Genomic DNA, 24,090 nt, shown 5'->3' on the forward strand with positions numbered 1-24,090 from the left:
AATTGCGCTTCTCTCTTCCGGTCCGCGCCAAAAGATGATTAAATGAAAACTCATTTATTTTGCATAACCATTCACTAAAGATGTAAGAATGAGTGGTACAAATAGCGTGGCGTGGCTGTTAAGTCTCTCACCATCAGTCTATCAAGCAGGGATTTTTTTATGACAACGATTCTCAAGCATCTTCCCGCAGGTCAACGTATTGGTATCGCTTTTTCAGGCGGTCTGGACACCAGCGCAGCGCTGCTGTGGATGCGTCAGAAAGGCGCAGTTCCTTATGCATATACTGCCAACCTGGGCCAGCCTGACGAGGATGACTATGAGGCGATCCCGCGTCGCGCGAAAGAGTACGGTGCGGAAAATGCTCGCCTGATCGATTGTCGTAAACAGCTGGTCGCTGAGGGCATCGCGGCTATTCAGTGCGGGGCGTTCCATAACACCACCGGCGGTTTAACCTATTTCAATACCACTCCACTCGGTCGTGCGGTAACCGGCACCATGCTGGTTGCGGCTATGAAAGAGGATGGCGTCAACATCTGGGGTGACGGCAGCACCTATAAAGGCAACGATATCGAACGTTTCTATCGTTATGGCCTGCTGACCAATGCCGAGCTGAAGATCTACAAGCCATGGCTCGATACTGACTTTATCGACGAGTTGGGCGGCCGTCAGGAAATGTCCGAATTCATGACTGCGTCGGGCTTCGACTACAAAATGTCGGCCGAAAAAGCCTACTCGACGGACTCCAATATGCTGGGTGCCACCCACGAAGCGAAGGATCTCGAGTTCCTCAACTCCAGCGTCAAAATCGTTAACCCGATTATGGGCGTGAAATTCTGGGATGAGAGCGTGAAGATCCCGGCTGAGGAAGTTACCGTACGTTTTGAACAGGGCCACCCTGTCGCGCTGAATGGCAAAACCTTCAGTGACGATGTCGAACTGATGATGGAAGCCAACCGTATCGGTGGTCGTCACGGTCTGGGCATGAGCGATCAGATTGAAAACCGTATCATTGAAGCGAAAAGCCGCGGCATCTATGAAGCCCCGGGGATGGCGCTGCTGCATATCGCCTACGAACGTCTGCTGACCGGCATTCATAACGAAGACACCATTGAGCAGTATCATGCTCACGGTCGTCAGCTTGGACGCCTGCTCTATCAGGGTCGCTGGTTTGATCCGCAGGCGCTGATGCTGCGTGATGCGCTGCAACGTTGGGTGGCAAGTGCCATTACTGGCGAAGTGACGCTTGAGCTGCGTCGCGGGAATGACTACTCAATTCTGAATACGGTTTCCGACAATCTGACCTACCAGGCAGAGCGTCTGACCATGGAGAAAGGCGACTCGGTATTCTCGCCGGACGATCGTATTGGTCAGCTGACGATGCGTAACCTCGACATCACCGATACTCGCGCCAAGCTGTTCAACTATGTACAGACTGGCCTGATCTCCACCACGTCAGGGAATGGCCTGCCGCAGGTTGAAAACCTGGAGCACAGCGATAAGAAATAATCGCCGCCACTGAAACACAAAAAGCGCCTGCGGGCGCTTTTTTATTGTCGGTTGAGTAGCCAAACTTTTCAGGCACACAAACGACAGACGAAAAAAAAGACATCTTTCGATGTCTTTCTTTCGGAATATTGGTACCGAGGACGGGACTTGAACCCGTAAGCCCTATTGGGCACTACCACCTCAAGGTAGCGTGTCTACCAATTCCACCACCTCGGCACGACTTACTTCTTCACAACTTACTGCGGGATATCGCTGGTCGGCTTCGCCGGCGCTGCTGGCTGAGTCTGTTCACTCTTGGCCGGTGCGCTCAGGTTTTCCCACTCGCTTCCCTTATTGGTTTTATTGCTGTTAATGTTGCCCAGCACCAGGCTAATAATAAAGAACAGTGTTGCCAGCACAGCAGTTGCACGAGTCATGAAGTTACCAGAACCACTTGAACCGAACAGCGTACCGGACGCGCCAGCGCCAAAGGAGGCTCCCATGTCAGCGCCTTTACCTTGCTGCAGCATAATCAGAGCTACAAGAGCCAGAGCCACAATAAGGAAAACTACTAAAAGAGCTTCGTACATAATCAACCTGTTCCTTGCGGGGTTGCCGCAGCCAATGCTTCAAACCAATAACGCGGGATGTTTCATGCTTTCCCACTGAAGCGGGTGTGAATACTAACCAAAGCGAATGACCTTCGCAAGGGCAATTTTGACGCTTTTTATCAAGTGCGGAAAAAAACAGCAAAAGCGTGCATTATGGCGAAGAAAGAGGCAGCAAAAGCTGCCTTTTTAGCCACTTACCGGATCGTTAAACCGCTTTAACCGCATCGGCGATGCGGTTTGCCAGCGCGGTAACTTGCACTTCATCTTCGCCTTCGACCATCACGCGGATTAATGGCTCAGTGCCGGACTTACGCAACAGCACGCGACCACGGTTCCCCAGCGTCGCTTCAACCTCTGCCATCACGGCTTTAACGTTCTCATCTTCCAGCGGATCGCCATTACCGGCGGTAAAGCGCACATTCACCAGAACCTGCGGGAACATCTTCATGCCGCTGCAAAGGTCGTGCAGCGTCATATGGTTACGCACCATTGCCGCCACTACCTGCAACCCGGCAACAATCCCGTCACCCGTGGTGGTTTTATCCAGCAGGATCACATGGCCTGAGTTTTCTGCACCGATGCGCCACCCTTTCTCCTGCATTTTTTCCAGCACGTAGCGGTCGCCCACTTTTGCGCGCGCAAACGGGATGCCCAGTTGCTTAAGCGCCAGCTCGAGGCCCATGTTGCTCATGAGCGTGCCGACGGCACCGCCGCGCAACTGCCCCTGACGCAGGCCTTCACGCGCAATGATATACATAATCTGGTCGCCATCGACTTTATTACCTTCGTGGTCAACCATGATCACGCGATCGCCGTCGCCATCAAAAGCGATGCCCAGATCCGCTTTTTCTGCCAGAACACGCTCTTGCAGCGCTTTCACATCCGTCGCACCACATTTTTCATTGATGTTGACGCCATCCGGATCGCAGCCAATCGCAATAACTTTAGCACCCAGTTCGCGGAAGACATTCGGGGCGATGTGGTATGTCGCGCCATTGGCACAATCCACCACAATTTTCAGGCTGTTGAGGCTTAGCTCATTCGGGAAGGTTGCTTTGCAGAACTCAATATAACGGCCTGCGGCATCGACGATACGGCTCGCTTTACCCAATTCGGCAGAGTCAACGCAGGTCAGCTCTTTCTCCATCTCCGCTTCAATCGCCTCTTCAACCGCGTCCGGCAGCTTAGTGCCGTCGATGGAGAAGAACTTAATGCCGTTGTCATAGAACGGGTTATGGGAAGCAGAAATCACAATTCCCGCTTCCGCGCGGAAAGTACGTGTCAGGTAAGCGACAGCAGGGGTCGGCATCGGACCGGTAAAGGAAGCAGAGAGACCGGCTGCGGCCAGCCCGGCTTCCAGTGCCGATTCCAGCATATAGCCCGAGATGCGGGTATCCTTGCCGATAATAATTTTACGTGAGCCGTGACGCGCCAGCACCTTGCCTGCCGCCCAGCCCAGTTTCAGAACGAAATCAGGAGTGATAGGTGCATCGCCAACACGGCCACGAATGCCATCAGTGCCAAAATATTTACGATTACTCATAGCGTTTATTTTCCTTCGCTGACAGTGTGGCTTCCACCACCCGCATAGCTTCTACCGTTTCTTTTACGTCATGGACACGAATAATCTGCGCACCCTGCATCGCAGCAATCACTGCACATGCCAGACTGCCGCTTAACCGCTCTGTGGGCCCGACATTTAGTAACTGGCCGATCATCGTCTTACGCGACATTCCTACCAACAACGGCAAACCGAAGTGGTGAAACTCGCCTAATCGGGCAAGCAGCGCATAATTGTGGGAGAGATTCTTACCGAAACCGAACCCAGGGTCGAGCAACAATTTTTCTTTTGCGATCCCTGCACGTTCACAGCGCGCAATATTCTCCACAAAAAAGCGGTTTACGTCGGCAAAGACGTCCTCATATTTTGGCGCTTCTTGCATCGTCTTCGGTTGACCCTGCATATGCATCAGGCAGACAGGCAATCCGGTTTGTGCCGCCGCTTCAAGCGCGCCGGGCTCCGTCAAAGAACGGATATCATTGATGATGTGCGCGCCCGCCCGTGCCGCTTCCCGGATCACTTCAGGCTTCGAGGTATCAACCGAGATCCACACTTCAAAGCGCTGCGCTATCGCTTCTACAACCGGGATAACGCGCGCCAGCTCCTCCTCAACACTCACTTCAGCGGCACCGGGCCGCGTAGATTCACCGCCGATATCCACAATGGTCGCCCCTGCGTTAATCATCAGGTTAGCGTGTTTGACCGCCTCAATCAGCGTGTTGTGGCTGCCGCCGTCAGAAAAGGAGTCCGGCGTGACGTTGAGGATCCCCATCACGTGGGGATGAGACAGCTCGAGTGTGGAGCCCTGGGCATGAAGTTTCATGACTGAAGTCCCTGAAGGTATTACGGTTGAACAGAAAAGAAAAACCCCGGAGCAGGCCCCAGGGTTTCGTTACAGACAGTTCATCAACTGCAGAAAGCTTATTTGTCGCCAAACTGCTCTGACATGGTATTGCCCGGGTTCGGCGTACGCGGTTCATCAACCGGACGCGGCGCACGTGGGGTACCGTTACTGTCAGAGTTATTTGCGCCTGGATCTTCCCAGCCCGCTGGCGGACGTACATCACGACGAGACATCAGGTCATCAATCTGCGGTGCGTCGATGGTCTCATATTTCATCAGAGCATCTTTCATCGCATGGAGAATATCCATGTTCTCGTTCAGGATCTGACGCGCACGATTGTAGTTACGTTCAATCAGCGCTTTCACTTCCTGGTCGATAATACGCGCGGTTTCATCAGACATATGTTTCGCTTTCGCGACGGAACGTCCGAGGAACACTTCGCCCTCTTCTTCGGCGTAGAGCAGTGGGCCCAGTTTGTCCGAGAAGCCCCACTGCGTCACCATGTTACGTGCCAGGTTGGTCGCGACTTTGATGTCGTTCGACGCACCGGTAGAAACATGCTCAACACCGTAGATGATCTCTTCTGCGAGACGACCGCCGTAGAGCGTAGAGATCTGGCTCTCCAGCTTCTGACGGCTGGCGCTAATCGCATCCCCTTCTGGCAGGAAGAAGGTTACGCCCAACGCACGACCGCGCGGAATAATCGTCACTTTATGTACCGGATCGTGTTCCGGCACCAGACGACCGATAATCGCATGGCCCGCTTCGTGATACGCGGTAGACTCTTTCTGCGCTTCCGTCATCACCATGGAGCGACGTTCCGCACCCATCATGATTTTGTCTTTCGCTTTTTCGAACTCAACCATCGAGACAACGCGTTTGTTACCGCGCGCAGCAAACAGCGCAGCTTCGTTGACCAGGTTGGCCAGATCCGCACCGGAGAAGCCCGGAGTACCACGCGCGATGATCGCAGCGTCAATATCCGGCGACAGCGGTACACGACGCATATGGACCTTCAGGATCTGCTCGCGACCGCGAACGTCCGGCAGCCCAACGACAACCTGACGGTCGAAACGGCCTGGACGCAGCAGCGCCGGGTCCAGTACGTCAGGACGGTTGGTCGCAGCAATAACGATAATGCCTTCATTGCCTTCGAAACCATCCATCTCAACCAGCATCTGGTTCAGGGTCTGCTCACGTTCATCGTGACCACCGCCTAAACCTGCGCCACGCTGACGGCCAACGGCGTCAATCTCATCGATAAAGATGATGCACGGTGCGGCTTTCTTGGCTTGTTCAAACATGTCGCGTACGCGGGATGCGCCCACGCCGACAAACATTTCAACAAAGTCAGAACCGGAAATCGTGAAGAACGGCACTTTCGCTTCGCCGGCGATTGCTTTCGCCAGCAGCGTTTTACCGGTACCCGGAGGGCCGACCATCAGGACGCCTTTCGGGATTTTACCGCCCAGTTTCTGGAAACGGCTCGGCTCACGCAGATATTCAACCAGCTCGCCCACTTCCTCTTTAGCTTCATCGCAGCCCGCGACGTCAGCAAAAGTGGTTTTGATCTGATCTTCAGTCAGCATGCGCGCTTTGCTCTTACCGAACGACATGGCGCCTTTGCCACCGCCGCCCTGCATCTGGCGCATGAAGAAAATCCATACCCCAATCAGCAACAGCATCGGGAACCAGGAGATGAAGATGTTACCGAGCAGGCTCGGCTCTTCAGGTGGTTCACCCACAACCTTGACGTTTTTGGTCAGCAGGTTGTCGAGCAGTTTAGGATCGTTGACCGGGATGTAAGTCGTGTAACGGTTACTATCTTTCTTGGTAACGTTGATCTCACGTCCGTTGATACGCGCTTCGCGAACCTGGTCCTGGTTGACCTCTTGCAGGAAGGTAGAGTAATCCACCTTACGGCCATTTGACTCGCTGGGCCCAAAGCTCTGGAATACTGACATCAGCACGACGGCAATGACCAGCCAGAGTATTAGGTTTTTCGCCATGTCACTCAAGGGATTAACCTCATATTACAACTGTGTTAAAAACAGCGGCAGGATACAACATATCCCGTTTCATTCAAACCGAAGGCCGAAATCAACGGGGTATCATTTTCGCCCGGTCGCTACAATATACACTTCGCGCGAACGAGCACGCGAAGAGTCCGGTTTACGCACTTTAACCTTCGTAAACAGGGAGCGAATTTCCGTAAGGTACTCATCGAAACCTTCGCCCTGGAACACTTTCACTAAAAAATTACCGCCTGGCGCTAACACATCGCGGCACATCTCCAGCGCCAGCTCTACCAGATACATAGAGCGGGGAATATCAACCGCTGGCGTTCCGCTCATATTAGGCGCCATATCTGACATGACAACCTGAACTTTACTGTCACCAACACGTTCCAGTAACGCTTTCAGAACTAATTCATCACGAAAATCGCCCTGAAGGAAGTCTACGCCGACGATTGGATCCATTGGTAAAAGATCGCACGCGATGATGCGCCCGTTCCCACCAATCTGTGTGACCGCATATTGCGACCATCCACCGGGTGCAGCACCCAGGTCAACCACGGTCATCCCCGGTTTAAAAATCTTGTCACTTTGCTGTATTTCATCAAGTTTAAACCAGGCACGGGAACGTAACCCTTTTTTCTGCGCCTGAAGAACATATTTATCGCTAAAGTGTTCCTGAAGCCAGCGGCTTGAACTGGCAGAACGCTTTTTACCTGTCATTTAACTTTCCATCCGGTTTCATCGGCGTCACCGAGAAATTTCGACGCGCAATTTGGCGATACAGAGGAGATGGCGGTAGAATGACCCGTTTTCAATCCCAACGTAAGCAAAATATACGATGAATCTGAGTACTAAACAAAAACAGCACCTGAAAGGTCTGGCACATCCGCTCAAGCCGGTAGTTATGCTTGGCAACAATGGTTTGACCGAAGGGGTACTGGCCGAGATTGAACAAGCGCTTGTGCACCATGAACTTATCAAGGTGAAGATCGCCTCTGAAGAGAGAGAAACTAAGACCTTGATCGTGGAAGCTATCGTTCGCGAAACCGGTGCCTGTAATGTCCAGGTCATCGGTAAAACGCTGGTGCTTTATCGCCCGACCGCAGAGCGTAAAATTTCGCTGCCGCGCTAAAGGATATCCTGAGTTGAACACAAAATCAGTGTAAAACGAGGGGTTTCCGCCAGCAGATGAGCAAAATGCCACGCTCCTGGAGTTCATAAAAGGCCGCAATGCGGCCTTTTTCTTATCTTTACAATCCGTCAACAATTAACGCTGACGCTGCAATCAAAGATATTCCACCTTGATGATTTCATATTCCACTTCGCCGCCAGGGGTGCGAATGACAACCACATCATCCTGCTCTTTCCCCACCAGGCCTCGTGCGATAGGCGAGTTCACCGAGATAAGATTCTGCTTAAAGTCGGCTTCGTCATCGCCAACGATGCGGTAAGTCTGCTCTTCGTCGTTATCCAGGTTCAGCACGGTGACCGTGGAACCGAAAATGACGCGGCCATTTTTTGGCATTTTGGAGATATCGATAACCTGCGCATTCGACAGTTTCGCTTCGATATCTTTAATGCGGCCTTCACAAAAGCCCTGCTGCTCACGCGCGGCGTGGTATTCAGCGTTCTCTTTGAGATCGCCATGTTCGCGGGCGTCCGCAATAGCGGCGATGATTTCAGGGCGACGAACGGTTTTTAAAAACTCCAGCTCTTCGCGCAGTTTTTCTGCACCACGTAGGGTCATCGGAATAGCTTGCATTTGTTATACCTCTTAAACATTCCTGTTAGGAGTAGTCCCCCACCCCGTCAGCGTTACCTCCCCGCATTCAGGCGTAAACAGCCGGGCAGGAGCAAAAGAAAACTGACCCGGAGACAAAGCCCCAGGTCAGCGCAATTTTTCAATTTGATACGTATTTTAACCGGAAGTTCACCGTGGGTCATCGTTTACTTTCCGGGTCGATGCGCCGTAGTATGTCGGCCTGTTTCCAGCTTGTTAGCGCGAGATTATGCGATTTCCCAGCTTTATCATCGGATTGTCCACCAGTATAGCCCTGAATGTTCAGGCCGCGAATGTCGACGAGTACATCAACCAGCTTCCGGATGGTGCCAACCTGGCGTTGATGGTACAGAAGGTCGGCGCAGAGGCTCCTGAAATTGATTATCACGCCAAACAGATGGCGTTGCCGGCGAGCACCCAGAAAGTGATCACCGCGCTGGCTGCACTCCTACAACTGGGGCCGGACTTTCGCTTTACAACCACGCTGGAAAGCAAAGGTTCTGTCGACGGCGGTACGCTAAAAGGCGACTTAGTTGCACGATTTGGTGGCGATCCGACGCTAAAACGTCAGGATATTCGCAATATGGTCGCAACGCTTAAAAAATCAGGCGTGCAAAAAATTGATGGCAACGTGCTGATCGATACTTCGATTTTCGCCAGTCATGACAAAGCGCCGGGCTGGCCGTGGAACGATATGACGCAGTGCTTTAGCGCACCGCCCGCCGCCGCCATCATCGATCGCAACTGTTTCTCGATTTCGCTGTATAGCGCGCAAAACGCGGGTGATTTGGCCTACATCCGGGTCGCCTCTTACTATCCGGTGAATATGTTCAGCCAGGTACGCACGCTGGCGCGCGGGTCGTCGGAAGCACAATATTGCGAACTGGATGTAGTGCCGGGCGATCTCAACCGGTTCACGTTAACAGGCTGTTTGCCTCAACGCGCCGATCCGTTGCCGCTCGCCTTCGCCATACAGGATGGTGCCAGCTATGCAGGGGCTATTCTCAAGCAGGAGCTAACGCAGGCGGGCATTACCTATACCGGCACGCTGCTGCGCCAGACGCAGGTCAATCAGCCCGGCACCGTTATTGCCAGTAAACAATCCGCGCCGCTACACGATCTGCTGAAGATCATGCTGAAGAAGTCCGACAACATGATTGCGGATACCGTCTTTCGCATGATTGGTCATGCGCGCTTTGGCGTGCCGGGCACCTGGCGAGCGGGTTCGGATGCGGTCAGGCAGATCCTGCGCCAGCAGGCCGGTGTCGATCTGGGCAACACTATTATTGCGGATGGTTCCGGCCTCTCGCGCCACAACCTGCTCGCACCGGCGACCATGATGCAGGTGCTGCAATATATCGCCCAGCATGATACCGAACTTAACTTCATCTCGATGCTGCCGCTGGCGGGCTATGATGGCTCGCTGCAATACCGGGCAGGGCTGCATGAAGCGGGCGTCGACGGCAAGGTATCAGCCAAAACAGGCTCGCTACAGGGCGTCTACAACCTGGCAGGCTTTATCACCACCGCCAGCGGTCAGAGAATGGCGTTTGTGCAGTATCTCTCGGGGTATGCGGTTGAACCTGCCGATCAGCGTAATCGTCGTATTCCGCTGGTGCGTTTCGAAAGCCGGCTCTACAAAGATATCTATCAGAACAACTAATAAAAAATGCCGGGAAGCATCATGCTGACCCGGCATTTTGTATCTCTTCTCCCCGCCGGAGCGGGGAGGAAGCAGAGATTAACGTTTGTAGATGAACTCGACACCCTCTTCGTCGTCTTCATCCCAGTCGTCATCCCACTCTTCGTCATCTTCTTCTGTCGCTTCGGCCTCTTCGAGCTGCTGGCGATGATAATCATCCCACATGAACTCGACTTTCTCCGGCTGCTGCTCTTCCTGCGCCTGCGCAATCGGGTTTTCGATGATAAAGGTCATCACGTCCCAGCACAGGTCTTTGACGCCCTGCTGGCTGGCAGCAGAGATCAGGTAGAACTTATCTTCCCAGCCCAGCGCTTCGGCGATCGCTTTCGCTTTCGCTTCTGCTTCCTCTTTATCCATCAGGTCGATCTTGTTAAATACCAGCCAGCGTGGCTTGGCAGCCAGCTTCTCGCTGTATTTTTCCAGCTCGCCAACGATGATACGGGCGTTTTCTGCCGGATCGGAACCGTCGATCGGATCGAGGTCGATGAGGTGCAGCAGCACGCGGCAGCGCTCAAGGTGTTTCAGGAAGCGGATACCGAGGCCAGCGCCATCAGCCGCACCCTCAATCAGCCCCGGAATATCGGCAACCACGAAGCTCTTCTCATTGTCCATACGAACAACGCCCAGGCTCGGGACCAGCGTGGTAAACGGATAATCCGCCACTTTTGGTTTCGCTGCGGAGACCGCGCGGATAAAGGTGGATTTACCGGCGTTCGGCATCCCCAGCATCCCGACATCTGCCAGCAGCATCAGCTCCAGCTGCAGATCGCGCTTATCGCCCGGCGTACCCATCGTTTTCTGACGCGGAGTACGGTTTACCGAGGATTTGAAACGGGTGTTGCCGAGACCGTGCCAGCCGCCTTTCGCGACCATCAGGCGCTGACCATGTTTGGTCATATCACCCATGGTTTCGCCGGTGCCCTGGTCGATCACACGCGTACCAACCGGCACTTTCACCGTAATATCTTTCCCGCGTTTACCGGTGCAATCACGGCTCTGGCCGTTCTGCCCACGTTCTGCACGGAAGGATTTTTCAAAACGGTAGTCAATCAGGGTATTCAGGTTCTCGTCCGCTTCCAGCCAGACATCACCACCGTCGCCACCGTCACCGCCATCAGGGCCGCCTTTCGGGATATACTTTTCGCGGCGGAAGCTTACGCAGCCGTTACCGCCATCACCCGCTACGACCAGAATCGTAGCTTCATCTACAAACTTCATTTTACTCTCCGTAACTCATTCGCCTGAGCGGGGCACAGTGACGACCACTTCACGACTACGCCTGCGTCCCAAAAGACGATGGCCAATAGCGGAAAACATCGCGCCCGCAACCACGACAAACGCACCGAGATAACCGACAAGGTTTAACATCGGTCTGGCGAAAACATCGGGCCAGGCCATTGATAACAAATCTGAGAAAAACAGTGTAAACAGCGGCGTTAAGGTAATTAACGCGCTTACCTGCGCCGCCTGCCAGCGAGCCATCGCTTCCGCCAGCGCGCCGTAGCCAACCAGCGTGTTGAGCCCGCAAAAAACCAGACAGGCCAGTTGCCAGTCGCTCAGCTGGAACACCACGGCGGGTTTCGCCAGTGGCAGCAGCGCAAGCGTACATAAAGTGTACAGCAAAAAGAGGATCTGCTGGGAGGCCAGACGACGCAGAAGGACTTTTTGCGCCACGCCGTAGCTAACCCACACCGTCGCCGCACCGACGCCGAAAATGACGCCCCAGGTGTAATCCGTCAGCCGGGTGAAGATCTCAATCAGGCTGGTGTTAAAAAACATCACCAGACCGCTTATCAGCATCAGCGCGCCAATCACCTGCGTGATACGCATCTTCTCTTTGAGGATAAAGACGCTGGCGACCATCATACCGACGGGCGAGAGCTGGCCGATCACCTGCGACGCGGTCGGGCTGACATACTGCAGAGAAGAGCTGAACAATATGAAGTTGCCAAACAACCCGCCGGTGGCAATGGCCAGCAGCAGCAGCCAACGAGGCTTGCGGAAAATACGCAGTGGCGGCAGTTTTCGTTTCCAGGTCAGGATCAGACCGAGACCAATGCCCGCCATTAAAAAGCGATAGAAGACCACTGTCGGCGGCTCCATCACTTCCAGCACCTGCTTCATTGCAATCGGCAACGCTCCCCAGCACATCGCTGTTGTCAGCGCCAGGAGAATACCGATGCCCGCCTGCTGTTTCATGCTTCTTCCCTGCCCGAATTTTGCCGGGCTTCTAATGTAAAAAGCCCCGCAACGTGTTGCGGGGCTTTCTTCCGTTACCGGGACGCGAAAAACTTATTCAGCAACGATGCTGATGAATTTACGGTTTTTCGGGCCTTTAACTTCGAACTTAACTTTACCGTCAGTCAAAGCGAACAGAGTGTGGTCACGGCCGCAACCTACGTTGGAACCAGCGTGGAATTTAGTACCACGTTGACGAACGATGATGCTACCTGCCAGAACTGCTTCACCGCCGAAGCGTTTTACGCCCAGACGTTTAGCTTCTGAATCGCGACCGTTACGAGTTGAGCCGCCAGCCTTTTTATGTGCCATTTAAATCTCTCCTCAGGTCTTAGGCGCTGATGCCAGTAATTTTCACATCAGTGAACCACTGACGATGGCCCTGCTGCTTACGGTAGTGTTTACGACGACGAAACTTAACGATTTTAACTTTCTCGCCACGACCATGAGCAACAACTTCAGCTTTGATTACGCCGCCATCAACGAAAGGAACGCCGATTTTGACTTCTTCACCGTTTGCGATCATCAGAACTTCAGCGAATTCAACAGCTTCGCCAGTTGCGATGTCCAGCTTTTCCAGGCGAACGGTCTGACCTTCGCTTACTCGGTGTTGTTTACCACCACTTTGGAAAACCGCGTACATATAAAACTCCGCTTCCGCGCACCTATCCTGATAAATTCAGAGGGCGCTATAAATATTCACAATAGGGCGCGAATATTACGCAAATTGCGAGCCGTTGACAAGTGTGATCGTCACTCCTCGCAGAAAAAAAACACAACGTGTAAGGTAACGTTTATCTGGCGCGTTTTTTCAGTACAATCGACAATACTATTCAAACCCGTAACCCTTTGTTATCCCACTTTTGATATGTGGTAAACAGGACTGAAAGCCCGGCTTTTGCGATGAATTTAGAAAAAATCAATGAGTTAACCGCGCAAGATATGGCGGGTGTGAACGCGACGATTCTGCAACAACTCAACTCGGATGTGAAATTAATCAACCAGTTGGGTTATTACATCGTAAGCGGCGGCGGCAAACGCATACGTCCGATGATCGCTGTACTGGCGGCGCGCGCAGTTGGCTATGAAGGCAACGCGCATGTCACCATCGCTGCATTAATCGAATTTATCCACACAGCAACCCTCCTCCACGACGACGTTGTGGATGAATCAGATATGCGCCGCGGCAAGGCAACGGCGAACGCCGCCTTTGGTAATGCCGCCAGCGTACTGGTCGGGGATTTTATCTATACCCGTGCATTCCAGATGATGACCAGCCTCGGCTCGCTGAAGGTGCTGGAGGTGATGTCAGAAGCGGTGAACGTGATTGCAGAAGGCGAAGTGCTGCAATTGATGAACGTCAACGACCCGAACATTACCGAAGAGAACTATATGCGCGTGATTTACAGCAAAACCGCGCGCCTGTTCGAAGCGGCCGCTCAGTGTTCTGGTTTACTGGCGGGCTGTTCAGAGGCACAGGAGAAGGGGCTGCAGGATTATGGCCGCTACCTGGGCACTGCATTCCAGCTGATTGACGATCTGCTCGATTACAGCGCCGATGGCGAAACGCTGGGTAAAAATACCGGCGATGACCTTAACGAAGGCAAACCGACGCTGCCGCTGCTGCATGCGATGCATAACGGTACCCCTGAGCAGGCGCAGATGATCCGTGAAGCGATTGAACAGGGAAGCGGACGCCATCTTCTGGAACCGGTTCTGGAAGCAATGGCGCAGTGCGGGTCGCTGGAGTGGACGCGTCGCCGTGCTGAAGAAGAGGCGGATAAAGCCATCGCCGCGCTGCAGGTTCTTCCGCACTCTGAGTGGCGCGATGCGCTCATTGCGCTTGCCCACATCGCCGTTCAGCGCGATCGTTAATCTCTCTGTTTCCCGCGATTTATCGCGGGAAAGTTCCAATAAGCTCTTATAACATCCTTTTTCAGGCGCCAAATCCTTGCTGCGCAAGCCTTGGCATAATCTGAAAACATAACAATCGCCCTGAACTTTTTAGAACAAATATTCCCATATGCGTATAGTGATCTGCGTTGTTGGCGAACAATGGTTGAAACCGATTCTCATCAGGGAGATGTTATGGAAACGAAATATACCGACTGGCATCAAGCCGATATTATTGCCGGGCTGCGAAAAAAGGGTACGTCGCTGGCGGCTGAATCTCGAAAAAATGGCTTGAGTTCCTCCACCCTCGCCAATGCACTGACCCGACCCTGGCCGAAGGGAGAGTTGATTATTGCCCGGGCGCTGGATACCGATCCCTGGGTTATATGGCCTTCGCGTTACCACGATCCCATCACGCACGCATTTCTTGATAAAACCAAGTTCATCAGGAAAAAACGCAGTGAAGCGTAAAATGTCGCAGATAAAAAAAGGGAGCTTTCGCTCCCTTTTTTAATGATGTAGAGGTTATTCGCCCTTCACACGCTCAATCTTCGCGCCCAGCGCGCTGAGTTTATCTTCGATACGCTCATAACCACGATCGATGTGGTAGATGCGATCGACATAGGTCGTCCCTTCCGCAATACAGCCAGCCAGCACGAGGCTCGCCGATGCACGCAGATCGGTCGCCATCACCTGCGCGCCGGAGAGCGTTTCTACGCCGTGGCAAATCGCGGTGTTGCTCTCAATCTCTGCATGAGCACCCATACGAATCAGCTCAGGGATGTGCATGAAGCGGTTCTCGAAGATGGTTTCAGTGATCACACCGGTACCTTCGGCCACCAGGTTCAGCAGCGTGAACTGCGCCTGCATATCTGTCGGGAAGCCCGGATGCGGCGCGGTACGCACGTTAACGGCTTTCGGACGTTTACCGTGCATATCGAGGCTAATCCAGTCTTCGCCCAGTTCAATATCCGCACCCGCGTCACGCAGTTTAGCCAGCACGGCATCCAGCGTATCCGGCTGGGCATTGCGGCAAACAATTTTTCCACCGGAGATAGCGGCTGCCACCAGGAAGGTCCCGGTTTCGATGCGGTCCGGCAGCACGCGATAAACGCCGCCGCCAAGGCGCTCAACGCCCTCGATGGTGATGCGGTCAGTGCCCATGCCGGTAATTTTGGCACCGAGCGTATTGAGGAAGTTGGCGGTATCGACAATTTCCGGCTCGCGCGCGGCATTTTCGATAATGGTGGTGCCTTCAGCCAGCGTAGCAGCGGACATAATCGTCACCGTCGCGCCAACGCTCACTTTGTCCATCACAATGTGCGCGCCCTTCAGGCGACCGTCGACAGAGGCTTTAACGTAGCCCTCTTCCAGCTTAATCTCCGCACCCAGCTGCTCAAGGCCGGTGATATGCAGATCGACCGGACGCGCGCCAATCGCGCAACCGCCCGGGAGTGAAACCTGCCCCTGGCCGAAACGGGCAACCAGCGGTCCCAGCGCCCAAATCGAAGCGCGCATGGTTTTCACCAGGTCGTACGGCGCACAGAAGACGTTCACCTTGCTGGCATCGATCCACACCGAGCCATTACGCTCAATTTTGGTACCGAGCTGGCTCAGCAGCTTGATGGTCGTGTCGATATCTTTCAGTTTCGGCACGTTGCGGATTTCGACCGGCTCTTCGGCCAGCAGCGCGGCGAAAAGAATCGGCAGTGCGGCGTTTTTGGCACCTGAAATTGTCACTTCGCCCTGGAGACGCGTTGGCCCCTGTACACGAAACTTATCCATTTATCTGATCTCTGTTAAGAATTCACACGCGCGGCGGATCATACCGCCAGCGCTCAAAAGCCGTTAAGTTTGCGATCGCGCGCCCATTCTTGCGGCGTATACGCTTTGATCGACAGGGCATGAATGCGGTTATCCGCGATGTACTCCATCAGCGGGCCATAGATGGTTTGCTGCTTCTTGACCCGGCTCATGCCGTCAAAAACTTCACCCACAGCGACAACCTGAAAATGGCTGCCATCGCCAGTGACGTGGGCTTCCTGGAGAGAGAGTGCTTCCATCAGCACGGTCTGGATTTCATGATTTTCCATGGGCGTAAATATCATCTAAAAGTGAAAACAGTCACACATCTTAGAGGAAAGTGCGACGGTCTTAAATAAGCAAAAAGCCCCATCCACTCTCTGGACGGGGCTTTAAATAGTAACGTATTGAAAAAATTAGCGTGGCAAGGCACTTTGCGGCAAGTTATAGAGCGCCGCGAGGGTGCTCACATTCTCACTTACGCCCAGCAGCGTCACATCCGTGCCCTGCTTTTTACCGAGTTCAACCAGATGAACCAGCAGCGCGACGCCTGCGGTATCAACCCGTGTTACGCCCTGCAGATCGATGGTGGTTACCCCTTTCATCGCCTCTGCACGCGCATCCCATAAAGGATTTAACACGTCCTGATCCAGCTCGCCCAGCAACACCAGGCGCTCGCCGTCACGCGACCAGCTTAGCTGCTGGGTCATTGCTTCTTCTCGTCCAGGGTAATTTTCTGGCGGGAGATAGACTGCAGCTCAGCGGTCAGGCCATCGATACCTTTAGTACGCAGCAGATCGCTCCACTCATTCTGCTTCGTGGTGATCATGCTTACGCCTTCAGCGATCATGTCATAAGCCTGCCAGTTACCGGTCTGGCTGTTTTTACGCCACTGGAAATCGAGGCGTACCGGCGGACGACCGTTCGGATCGACGATAGTGACGCGAATCGGCACGATAGTGGCATCGCCCAGCGGCTGTTCCGGGGCGATCTGGTAAGTCTGGCCGTGGTAGAGCGCCAGCGCCTGACCGTATGCCTGTTTCAGATATTCGCGGAACGCCTTGAAGTAGGCATCACGCTGCGCAGGGGTCGCTTCTTTGTAATAACGGCCCAGCACCAGCGCGCCGGCATATTTCACCTGGACATAGGGCAGCAGCTCTTGATCGACCACCTCACGCAGGTAATCCGGGTTCGCGCGGATTTTCGGTTGTTCATTTTTGAGGCGATCGAAAGTCTGTTTCGCCGCCCCCTGCATTGCGGTGTACGGGTTGCTTTGATCAACAGCCAAAGCAGAGCTCAACGGTGCAACGACCAGCAGAGCAACCATCATGAGACGTTTAAACATTGCGTCACTTCTCCTCGTTAATGCGTCTGATCCGCAGACGGCGCAGGTTGAGTATTCCCTTCATTTTGCGCCGCCGCATCGCCTGAATTCTTATTGTCGCCACCTTTACTGTTGTAAAGGAACTGACCAATGAGATCTTCCAGCACCATCGCGGACTTGGTGTCCTGAATCGTGCTGCCTTCCTTAAGCATAGATGTTCCCATCTCGGGATCGTCAAACCCGACGTTTAACGCCAGATATTGTTCGCCCAGCAGGCCTGATGTGCGGATTGCCAGCGAGCTGGTATCCGGGATCTGGTTGTAACGCTCTTCGATATCCAGCGTTACGCGCGGCAGATACGTTTTCGGGTCGAGGGAGATATCCGATACGCGCCCAATCACCACCCCGCCGATACGCACCGGCGAATTGGCTTTCAGGCCGCCGATATTGTCAAAGGTGGCATAAACGCGGTACGTCGGTTCTGTACGCATCGAGGCGACATCTGCCGCTTTCAGACAGATAAAGAGCCCCGCCAGTAATGCCAGCAGAAGAAACAGGCCGACCCAAATTTCACTTTTTTTCGTTTGCATGAACTCAATTCCCAAACATCAATGCGGTGAGCACAAAATCCAGACCGAGAACGGCCAGCGAGGAGTGCACAACGGTGCGTGTTGTCGCGCGGCTGATCCCGGCCGAAGTCGGGATCGCATCGTAACCGTTAAACAGCGCAATCCAGGTCACGGTGATGGCAAAGACCACGCTTTTAATCAGACAGTTAACCAGATCCATTCGCAGGTCGACGGCGTTCTGCATCGCAGTCCAGAAGAAACCACTGTCGATCCCTTTCCAGTTAACGCCCACCAGCGAGCCGCCCCAGATACCAACCGCGACAAACATAACCGTCAGCAGCGGCAGAGAGATGACGCCCGCCCAGAAACGCGGCGAAATGACCCGACGTAAAGGATCGACGGCCATCATCTCAAGGCTGGAGAGCTGCTCGGTGGCGCGCATCAAGCCAATCTCTGCGGTAAGCGCCGAGCCTGCGCGTCCGGCAAACAGCAGCGCGGCAACAACCGGGCCTAACTCGCGTAGCAGCGAGAGCGCCACCAGCATGCCGAGGCTCGTCTCCGCGCTGTAAGTCGTCAGCACCAGGTAACCCTGCAGCCCCAGCACCATGCCGATAAAGACGCCGGAGACGAGGATAATGACCATCGACAGCACACCGACGTTATAGAGCTGGCGGATCAGCAGCGGCGCGTGTTTGCGAAACTCCGGCTTGCCAACCAGGGCGTTGAACAGCATTAACCCGGCACGCCCGAACGTCGCGATCGTTTTGATCCCACGATGGCCAAGCGCAGCCAGTGCATTTAACAGCATGAGTGTATTAACTCCCTGTTTCTAAAAGATCGCGCTGGTAATCACCAGCAGGATAGCGGAACGGAACCGGCCCGTCGGCGATGCCATCAAGGAACTGACGGACGCGAGGATCGCTATTATCCTGCAGCCCCTGCGCGCTGCCGTGGGCGACAATTTTCCGGTCCGCCACAATATAGGCGTAATCCGCGATGCTCAACACCTCCGGCACATCATGGGAAACAACGATACAGGTGACGCCCAGCGCGTTGTTCAGCTCAGAGATAAGCTTCACCAGCACCCCCATGGTTATGGGATCCTGGCCGACGAAGGGCTCATCAAACATGATCAGATCCGGTTCCAGCGCAATCGCGCGCGCCAGCGCCGCACGCCGCGCCATACCGCCAGAGAGCTCGGAGGGCATCAATTTCGCCGCACCGCGCAGCCCGACCGCTTCGAGCTTCATCATTACCGTGCTGTGCAACAGCGCCGGTGGCAACGTGGTATGTTCGCGCAGCGGATAGGCGACGTTATCGAACACATTCATATCGGTGAAGAGCGCGCCGGACTGAAAAAGCATGCTCATTCTTTTGCGCACGGTGAAGAGGCGCGAACGCGACATTGCCGGCACGTTTTCGCCATCAAATAAGATTTCGCCGCTATCGGGCGGGATCTGCCCGCCAATCAGGCGCAGTAAGGTGGTTTTACCGATCCCTGACGGCCCCATAATGGCGGTGATTTTCCCGCGCGGCACGGTCAGTGAAATATTGTCGAAGATCGGGCGGTTGCCTCGGGAGAAGCTGACGCCACGAACATCGACCAAATTCGCCACTGTCTGGCTCATTTCCTCTTCCTTATCACCCTGTGGGCTGCAAGCATTACGCTTGATATCATCACGAACCCAGCATTTTTACAGAATATTACCCGCCCAGGTTAGCGAAAGCTGGCATTTGTTTTACTTTTGAGCCGCATAAAGTCAAAATTAGGAATCATTACGCTACGCGGAAGTTCCGGTTTTAACCCGGTATAGCGGCCTGCGAAACGGCGAAATTATACCTGAAGAAAGGACGTTAGATGCTCTTAGCGACGGCGCTATTGATAATTGGTTTACTTCTTGTGGTCTACAGTGCCGATCGTCTGGTGTTTGCCGCCTCCATTCTTTGCCGCGCTCTTGGTATTCCGCCATTAATTATTGGCATGACGGTGGTCAGTATTGGCACCTCGTTGCCGGAAATCATCACCTCTGTCGCCGCCTCACTGCATGGCCAGCTCGATCTCGCTATCGGCACCGCCATCGGATCGAACATCACCAATATCCTGCTGATCCTCGGCGTCGCCGCGCTATTACACCCTTTTACCGTGCATTCCGATATTCTGCGCCGTGAATTGCCGTTAACCTTAGTAGCTAGCCTGCTGGCGGGCGTCGTGCTGTATGATGGGCGGCTTACGCCCATAGACGGCATCTTTTTACTGTTATTAGCCGTGCTATGGCTGGTGTTCATTGTTAAAATCGCCCGTCTGGCCGAACGCCAGGGTAATGATAGCCTGACGCGCGAGCAGCTGGCCGAGCTGCCGCGAGAGGGAAGTGTGTCGGTTGCCTGCCTCTGGCTGGGCGTCGCGCTGATTATCATGCCGATGGCGACACGCATGGTGGTGGATAACGCCACGGTGGTGGCGAACTTCTTTGCCATCAGCGAACTGACTATCGGCCTGACGGTTATCGCCATCGGTACCGGTCTTCCTGAGCTTGCCACCGCCATCGCGGGCGCGCGCAAAGGGGAAGACGATATCGCCATCGGCAACCTTATCGGCTCCAACATTTTTAATATCGCGATCGTGCTTGGCTTGCCGGCACTGATTGCGCCAGGCAGCTTTAACCCGATGGCGTTCACGCGCGATTACGGGGTAATGGTGCTGGTCAGCGCCCTTTTCGCGCTGATCTGCTGGCGACGCAAGCAGATCAGTCGTGCTGTCGGGGGGCTGTTGTTCGGTGGGTTTATCATATGGCTGGCGATGCTCTACTGGCTGTCGCCGCTTTTGACGGGATAATCGGATACGCACTATGTCGCAAATAGATTTGCAGCCGGGTTTTGACTTTCAACAAGCCGGCAAAGAAGTTCTGGCGATTGAACGTGAAGGCCTCGCACAGCTGGATCAGTACATTAATGAAGATTTCACCCGCGCATGCGAAAGCATCGCTTATTGTGCTGGCAAAGTCGTGGTGATGGGCATGGGCAAATCGGGCCATATCGGCCGGAAAATGGCGGCGACCTTTGCCAGCACCGGCACGCCCGCCTTTTTCGTCCACCCCGGTGAAGCCGCGCATGGCGATTTAGGTATGGTCAGCCCGCAGGATGTCGTGATTGCGCTGTCGAACTCCGGTGAGTCCAACGAGATCCTCGCGCTCATCCCGGTGCTGAAGCGCCTCAAGGTCGCGCTGATTTGCATGACCAGCCGCCCTGAGAGCAGCATGGCGCGCGCGGCGGATATCCATTTATGCGTAAAAGTGCCGAAAGAGGCCTGCCCGCTGGGGCTGGCGCCGACCTCCAGCACCACCGCAGCGCTGGTAATGGGCGACGCGCTGGCCGTGGCGCTGCTGAAAGCACGCGGCTTTACCGCCGAAGATTTCGCCCTCTCCCATCCGGGCGGCGCGCTGGGCCGCAAACTGCTGCTGCGTGTGAATGACATCATGCACACCGGGGATGAGATCCCGCACGTCAGCAAAGAGGCCAGCCTGCGTGATGCGTTACTGGAGATCACGCGTAAGAATTTAGGTATGACGGTGATCTGCGACGATCTGATGAAGATCGAAGGTATCTTTACCGATGGTGACCTGCGTCGCGTGTTTGATATGGGCGCCGATGTGCGCAGCCTCGGCATCGCCGATGTGATGACGCCAGGCGGCGTGCGCGTGCGGCCCAATACGCTGGCGGTCGATGCCCTTAACCTGATGCAATCCCGTCACATTACCTGCGTACTGGTTGCCGATGGTGAGCAGTTACTGGGTGTGTTACATATGCATGACTTACTGCGCGCGGGCGTGGTGTAAAGAAGGACACAAGAATGAGTAATGCTGGCGCGTCGCTTGCTACCTGCTATGGGCCGGTAAGCACGCAAGTCATGGAGAAAGCCGCGAAGATTCGCCTGCTGATCCTCGATGTGGATGGCGTGCTGTCCGACGGGCTCATTTATATGGGCAATAATGGTGAAGAGCTAAAAGCGTTCAATGTCCGCGACGGTTATGGCATTCGCAGCGCCCTCACCTCCGGTATCGAGATGGCGATCATTACCGGGCGTAACGCTAAAGTGGTAGAAGATCGCTGCGAAACGCTGGGCATCACCCATCTCTACCAGGGGCAATCAGACAAAATGATCGCCTATCGGGAGCTGCTTGCCCGCCTCGATTTGACGGCGGATCAGGTTGCCTATATCGGCGACGATTTGATCGACTGGCCGGTGATGGCGGAGATTGGCCTCAGCGTCGCCGTTGCCGATGCGCACCCGCTGCTCAGCGCGCGCGCCGATTACGTGACGCGGATTAACGGCGGTCGCGGCGCGGTGCGTGAAGTGTGTGACTTACTGCTGCTGGCACAGGGCAAGCTGGATGAAGCCAAAGGGCAATCAATATGAGTAAAACCAGACGTTGGGTCATTATTCTGCTGGCGCTGGTCGCACTGGTTCTGATTGGTATCAACTTCACCACTCAGGATGCGCCGGAACAGAGCGCAGCGAACAATTCAGATCCGACTTATAAAAGCCAACATACGGATACTGTCGTTTACAGCCCGGAGGGCGCGCTGAACTATCGTCTGATCGCGCAGAACGTGGAGTACTACTCTGCCGATAGTGTTAGCTGGTTTGCCAAACCGGTGTTAACCACCTTCGATGAGAATAAAGTTCCGACCTGGTCTATCAAGTCGGATAAAGCAAAGCTCACCGACGACAAAATGCTTTACCTCTATGGACATGTCGAAGTTAACGCGCTGACTGCGGACGCACAATTACGCAGAATCACCACGGATAACGCCCGGATCAACCTGGTCACCCAGGATGTTTTCTCAGACGATCAGGTTACGTTATACGGAACAACATTTAATTCCACCGGCCTGAAAATGCGCGGCAATTTACGCAGCAAAAACGCCGAGCTGATTGAAAAGGTTAGAAGCTCCTATGAAATTCAAAACAAACAAACGCAGCCTTAATCTTCTCCTGGCGAGTACGCTCTTCGCTGCCGCGCTTCCGGCGCTCGCTGTGACCGGGGATACCGACCAGCCGATCCACATCGACTCCGATCAGCAGTCGCTGGATATGCAGGGGAATGTTGTCACCTTCACCGGCAATGTCGTGGTGACGCAGGGGACGATTAAGATCAACGCCGATAAGGTCGTGGTCACCCGCCCGGGCGGTCAGCAAGGCAGAGAGATCATCGACGGTTACGGCAATCCGGCCACTTTCTACCAGATGCAGGACAACGGTAAGCCGGTTAAAGGCCACGCCTCGCAGATGCACTACGAACTGGAAAAAGATTTCGTCATCCTGACCGGCAACGCCTATCTCGAGCAGTTGGACAGCAATATTGCTGGTGACAAAATCACCTACCTGGTGAAAGAGCAGAAGATGCAGGCGTTCAGCGACAAAGGTAAGCGCGTGACTACTGTGCTGGTACCGTCGCAGTTACAGGACAAGAGCAATAAATCCGCCCCGGCCCCGGCGCAAAAGAAGAGTAACTAATCCGTTATGGCAACATTAACTGCAAAGAATCTCGCTAAGGCTTATAAAGGCCGTCGCGTGGTCGAAGACGTCAGTCTGACCGTTAACTCCGGTGAAATCGTCGGTTTGCTTGGCCCTAACGGCGCAGGGAAAACCACCACCTTCTATATGGTGGTCGGGATTGTTGCGCGCGATGCCGGCAACATCATTATTGATGATGAAGATATCAGCCTGCTGCCGCTGCATGCGCGCGCGCGTCGCGGCATCGGCTATTTACCGCAGGAAGCGTCGATCTTCCGTCGCCTCAGCGTCTATGACAACCTGATGGCGGTGCTGCAGATTCGTGACGATCTCACCACGGAACAGCGTGAAGATCGCGCCAACGAGCTGATGGAAGAGTTCCATATCGATCACCTGCGCGACAGCATGGGCCAGGCGCTCTCCGGCGGTGAACGTCGCCGCGTCGAGATTGCCCGCGCGCTGGCGGCAAACCCGAAATTTATCCTGCTCGATGAACCCTTTGCGGGCGTTGACCCAATCTCGGTTATCGACATCAAACGCATTATCGAGCATCTGCGTGACAGCGGGCTTGGGGTGCTGATTACCGACCATAACGTGCGCGAAACGCTGGCCGTTTGTGAGCGCGCCTATATTGTCAGCCAGGGGCATCTCATCGCCCACGGCACGCCGCAGCAAATCCTTGAAGACGAACATGTTAAGCGCGTATATCTTGGGGAAGACTTCAGACTCTGATAGGGTAAGGTTTAT

At 54.4% G+C, this 24,090-nt stretch carries 28 protein-coding genes and 1 tRNA gene; 11 read left to right on the forward strand and 18 right to left on the reverse strand.

What is annotated here, in order from left to right:
• Window positions 1-159: 159 nt before the first annotated feature.
• Window positions 160-1,506: an argininosuccinate synthase gene (argG, locus tag ABIC80_RS19930; protein ID WP_200134829.1), complete on the forward strand. Its 1,347-nt coding sequence runs from the start codon at window positions 160-162 to the stop codon at window positions 1,504-1,506.
• 129 nt (window positions 1,507-1,635) lie between these two features.
• On the opposite strand, the gene ABIC80_RS19935 is transcribed toward argG, so the two are convergent.
• From ABIC80_RS19935 to rlmE, 6 genes are all read right to left on the reverse strand, one after another.
• A tRNA-Leu gene (locus ABIC80_RS19935) sits at window positions 1,636-1,722 on the reverse strand.
• Between the two features lie 20 nt (window positions 1,723-1,742).
• A complete protein-coding gene (gene secG, locus ABIC80_RS19940; RefSeq protein WP_054802976.1) occupies window positions 1,743-2,075 on the reverse strand; it encodes a preprotein translocase subunit SecG in 333 nt (110 codons plus the stop codon).
• Between the two features lie 226 nt (window positions 2,076-2,301).
• The gene (glmM, locus tag ABIC80_RS19945) at window positions 2,302-3,639 is read right to left on the reverse strand and encodes a phosphoglucosamine mutase (RefSeq protein WP_429178394.1); all 1,338 of its coding nucleotides are present in this window, start codon (window positions 3,637-3,639) and stop codon (window positions 2,302-2,304) included.
• Window positions 3,632-4,480, reverse strand: a complete 849-nt coding sequence (folP, locus tag ABIC80_RS19950; RefSeq protein WP_128482035.1) for a dihydropteroate synthase — start codon at window positions 4,478-4,480, stop codon at window positions 3,632-3,634. Before folP ends, glmM begins: the two co-directional genes overlap by 8 nt.
• Before the next feature lie 98 nt (window positions 4,481-4,578).
• Window positions 4,579-6,510, reverse strand: a complete 1,932-nt coding sequence (gene ftsH, locus ABIC80_RS19955) for an ATP-dependent zinc metalloprotease FtsH (protein WP_054802973.1) — start codon at window positions 6,508-6,510, stop codon at window positions 4,579-4,581.
• Between the two features lie 102 nt (window positions 6,511-6,612).
• Entirely contained in the window at window positions 6,613-7,239 is a 627-nt protein-coding gene (rlmE, locus tag ABIC80_RS19960; protein WP_094422249.1) for a 23S rRNA (uridine(2552)-2'-O)-methyltransferase RlmE, read from the reverse strand.
• A 118-nt stretch (window positions 7,240-7,357) separates the two neighbouring features.
• Between rlmE and yhbY the strand changes: the two genes are divergently transcribed.
• The gene (yhbY, locus tag ABIC80_RS19965; RefSeq protein ID WP_042712846.1) at window positions 7,358-7,651 is read left to right on the forward strand and encodes a ribosome assembly RNA-binding protein YhbY; all 294 of its coding nucleotides are present in this window, start codon (window positions 7,358-7,360) and stop codon (window positions 7,649-7,651) included.
• Between the two features lie 153 nt (window positions 7,652-7,804).
• Here yhbY and greA read toward each other — a convergent pair whose 3' ends face one another.
• Window positions 7,805-8,281, reverse strand: a complete 477-nt coding sequence (gene greA, locus ABIC80_RS19970) for a transcription elongation factor GreA (RefSeq protein WP_023480955.1) — start codon at window positions 8,279-8,281, stop codon at window positions 7,805-7,807.
• 247 nt (window positions 8,282-8,528) lie between these two features.
• On the opposite strand from greA, the gene dacB reads away from it, so the two are divergent.
• Window positions 8,529-9,962, forward strand: a complete 1,434-nt coding sequence (gene dacB / locus ABIC80_RS19975) for a serine-type D-Ala-D-Ala carboxypeptidase (protein WP_094422251.1) — start codon at window positions 8,529-8,531, stop codon at window positions 9,960-9,962.
• A 78-nt stretch (window positions 9,963-10,040) separates the two neighbouring features.
• Here dacB and cgtA read toward each other — a convergent pair whose 3' ends face one another.
• The 4 genes from cgtA to rplU all read right to left on the reverse strand — a co-directional run bounded on the left by cgtA (window position 10,041) and on the right by rplU (window position 12,882).
• Entirely contained in the window at window positions 10,041-11,219 is a 1,179-nt protein-coding gene (gene cgtA, locus ABIC80_RS19980; protein WP_042716908.1) for an Obg family GTPase CgtA, read from the reverse strand.
• Between the two features lie 15 nt (window positions 11,220-11,234).
• Window positions 11,235-12,200, reverse strand: coding sequence for a DMT family transporter (locus ABIC80_RS19985; RefSeq protein WP_023480720.1), 966 nt, complete (start codon window positions 12,198-12,200; stop codon window positions 11,235-11,237).
• 93 nt (window positions 12,201-12,293) lie between these two features.
• Window positions 12,294-12,551 (reverse strand): 50S ribosomal protein L27, encoded by a 258-nt coding sequence (gene rpmA, locus ABIC80_RS19990; RefSeq protein WP_017457338.1) that lies wholly within the window; start codon window positions 12,549-12,551, stop codon window positions 12,294-12,296.
• A gap of 19 nt (window positions 12,552-12,570) precedes the next feature.
• A complete protein-coding gene (rplU, locus tag ABIC80_RS19995; RefSeq protein WP_015960603.1) occupies window positions 12,571-12,882 on the reverse strand; it encodes a 50S ribosomal protein L21 in 312 nt (103 codons plus the stop codon).
• 260 nt (window positions 12,883-13,142) lie between these two features.
• On the opposite strand from rplU, the gene ispB reads away from it, so the two are divergent.
• Window positions 13,143-14,114 carry an octaprenyl diphosphate synthase gene (gene ispB, locus ABIC80_RS20000; protein ID WP_023481026.1) on the forward strand — a complete coding sequence of 324 codons (972 nt, stop codon included), beginning with the start codon at window positions 13,143-13,145 and terminating at the stop codon, window positions 14,112-14,114.
• Window positions 14,115-14,327: 213 nt separating this feature from the next.
• Window positions 14,328-14,603, forward strand: a complete 276-nt coding sequence (gene sfsB, locus ABIC80_RS20005; protein ID WP_023481038.1) for a DNA-binding transcriptional regulator SfsB — start codon at window positions 14,328-14,330, stop codon at window positions 14,601-14,603.
• Window positions 14,604-14,657: 54 nt separating this feature from the next.
• On the opposite strand, the gene murA is transcribed toward sfsB, so the two are convergent.
• The 7 genes from murA to mlaF all read right to left on the reverse strand — a co-directional run bounded on the left by murA (window position 14,658) and on the right by mlaF (window position 19,456).
• Window positions 14,658-15,917, reverse strand: coding sequence for a UDP-N-acetylglucosamine 1-carboxyvinyltransferase (gene murA / locus ABIC80_RS20010; protein ID WP_054802972.1), 1,260 nt, complete (start codon window positions 15,915-15,917; stop codon window positions 14,658-14,660).
• Window positions 15,918-15,970: 53 nt separating this feature from the next.
• Window positions 15,971-16,225 carry a BolA family iron metabolism protein IbaG gene (gene ibaG / locus ABIC80_RS20015; protein WP_023480818.1) on the reverse strand — a complete coding sequence of 85 codons (255 nt, stop codon included), beginning with the start codon at window positions 16,223-16,225 and terminating at the stop codon, window positions 15,971-15,973.
• Window positions 16,226-16,351: 126 nt separating this feature from the next.
• A complete protein-coding gene (gene mlaB, locus ABIC80_RS20020) occupies window positions 16,352-16,645 on the reverse strand; it encodes a lipid asymmetry maintenance protein MlaB (protein ID WP_042713885.1) in 294 nt (97 codons plus the stop codon).
• Window positions 16,642-17,280: a phospholipid-binding protein MlaC gene (gene mlaC / locus ABIC80_RS20025; RefSeq protein ID WP_023481036.1), complete on the reverse strand. Its 639-nt coding sequence runs from the start codon at window positions 17,278-17,280 to the stop codon at window positions 16,642-16,644. The genes mlaB and mlaC overlap by 4 nt, the downstream gene beginning before the upstream one ends.
• 17 nt (window positions 17,281-17,297) lie before the next feature.
• On the reverse strand, window positions 17,298-17,849 hold the full coding sequence (gene mlaD, locus ABIC80_RS20030) for an outer membrane lipid asymmetry maintenance protein MlaD (RefSeq protein WP_023480973.1): 552 nt from the start codon (window positions 17,847-17,849) through the stop codon (window positions 17,298-17,300).
• A gap of 4 nt (window positions 17,850-17,853) precedes the next feature.
• Window positions 17,854-18,636: a lipid asymmetry maintenance ABC transporter permease subunit MlaE gene (gene mlaE, locus ABIC80_RS20035; RefSeq protein WP_023480856.1), complete on the reverse strand. Its 783-nt coding sequence runs from the start codon at window positions 18,634-18,636 to the stop codon at window positions 17,854-17,856.
• 7 nt (window positions 18,637-18,643) lie between these two features.
• A complete protein-coding gene (gene mlaF, locus ABIC80_RS20040; protein WP_042713878.1) occupies window positions 18,644-19,456 on the reverse strand; it encodes a phospholipid ABC transporter ATP-binding protein MlaF in 813 nt (270 codons plus the stop codon).
• A 230-nt stretch (window positions 19,457-19,686) separates the two neighbouring features.
• Here mlaF and ABIC80_RS20045 point away from each other — a divergent pair, with 230 nt between their 5' ends.
• The 6 genes from ABIC80_RS20045 to lptB are packed head-to-tail and all read left to right on the forward strand — an operon-like array spanning window position 19,687 to window position 24,075.
• Window positions 19,687-20,661 (forward strand): calcium/sodium antiporter, encoded by a 975-nt coding sequence (locus ABIC80_RS20045; RefSeq protein WP_042713876.1) that lies wholly within the window; start codon window positions 19,687-19,689, stop codon window positions 20,659-20,661.
• A gap of 13 nt (window positions 20,662-20,674) precedes the next feature.
• On the forward strand, window positions 20,675-21,661 hold the full coding sequence (gene kdsD / locus ABIC80_RS20050) for an arabinose-5-phosphate isomerase KdsD (protein ID WP_023481006.1): 987 nt from the start codon (window positions 20,675-20,677) through the stop codon (window positions 21,659-21,661).
• A 14-nt stretch (window positions 21,662-21,675) separates the two neighbouring features.
• On the forward strand, window positions 21,676-22,242 hold the full coding sequence (kdsC, locus tag ABIC80_RS20055) for a 3-deoxy-manno-octulosonate-8-phosphatase KdsC (RefSeq protein WP_429178395.1): 567 nt from the start codon (window positions 21,676-21,678) through the stop codon (window positions 22,240-22,242).
• Window positions 22,239-22,814 carry an LPS export ABC transporter periplasmic protein LptC gene (gene lptC / locus ABIC80_RS20060; protein WP_042713872.1) on the forward strand — a complete coding sequence of 192 codons (576 nt, stop codon included), beginning with the start codon at window positions 22,239-22,241 and terminating at the stop codon, window positions 22,812-22,814. The genes kdsC and lptC overlap by 4 nt, the downstream gene beginning before the upstream one ends.
• Window positions 22,783-23,343: a lipopolysaccharide ABC transporter substrate-binding protein LptA gene (gene lptA, locus ABIC80_RS20065; protein WP_042713870.1), complete on the forward strand. Its 561-nt coding sequence runs from the start codon at window positions 22,783-22,785 to the stop codon at window positions 23,341-23,343. Before lptC ends, lptA begins: the two co-directional genes overlap by 32 nt.
• A gap of 6 nt (window positions 23,344-23,349) precedes the next feature.
• Complete coding sequence (gene lptB, locus ABIC80_RS20070; protein WP_076769257.1) at window positions 23,350-24,075, forward strand: LPS export ABC transporter ATP-binding protein; 726 nt, start codon at window positions 23,350-23,352, stop codon at window positions 24,073-24,075.
• Window positions 24,076-24,090: the final 15 nt, after the last annotated feature.

It is taken from the genome of Kosakonia sp. 1610 (genome assembly GCF_050435845.1).
Lineage (GTDB): Bacteria > Pseudomonadota > Gammaproteobacteria > Enterobacterales > Enterobacteriaceae > Kosakonia > Kosakonia cowanii.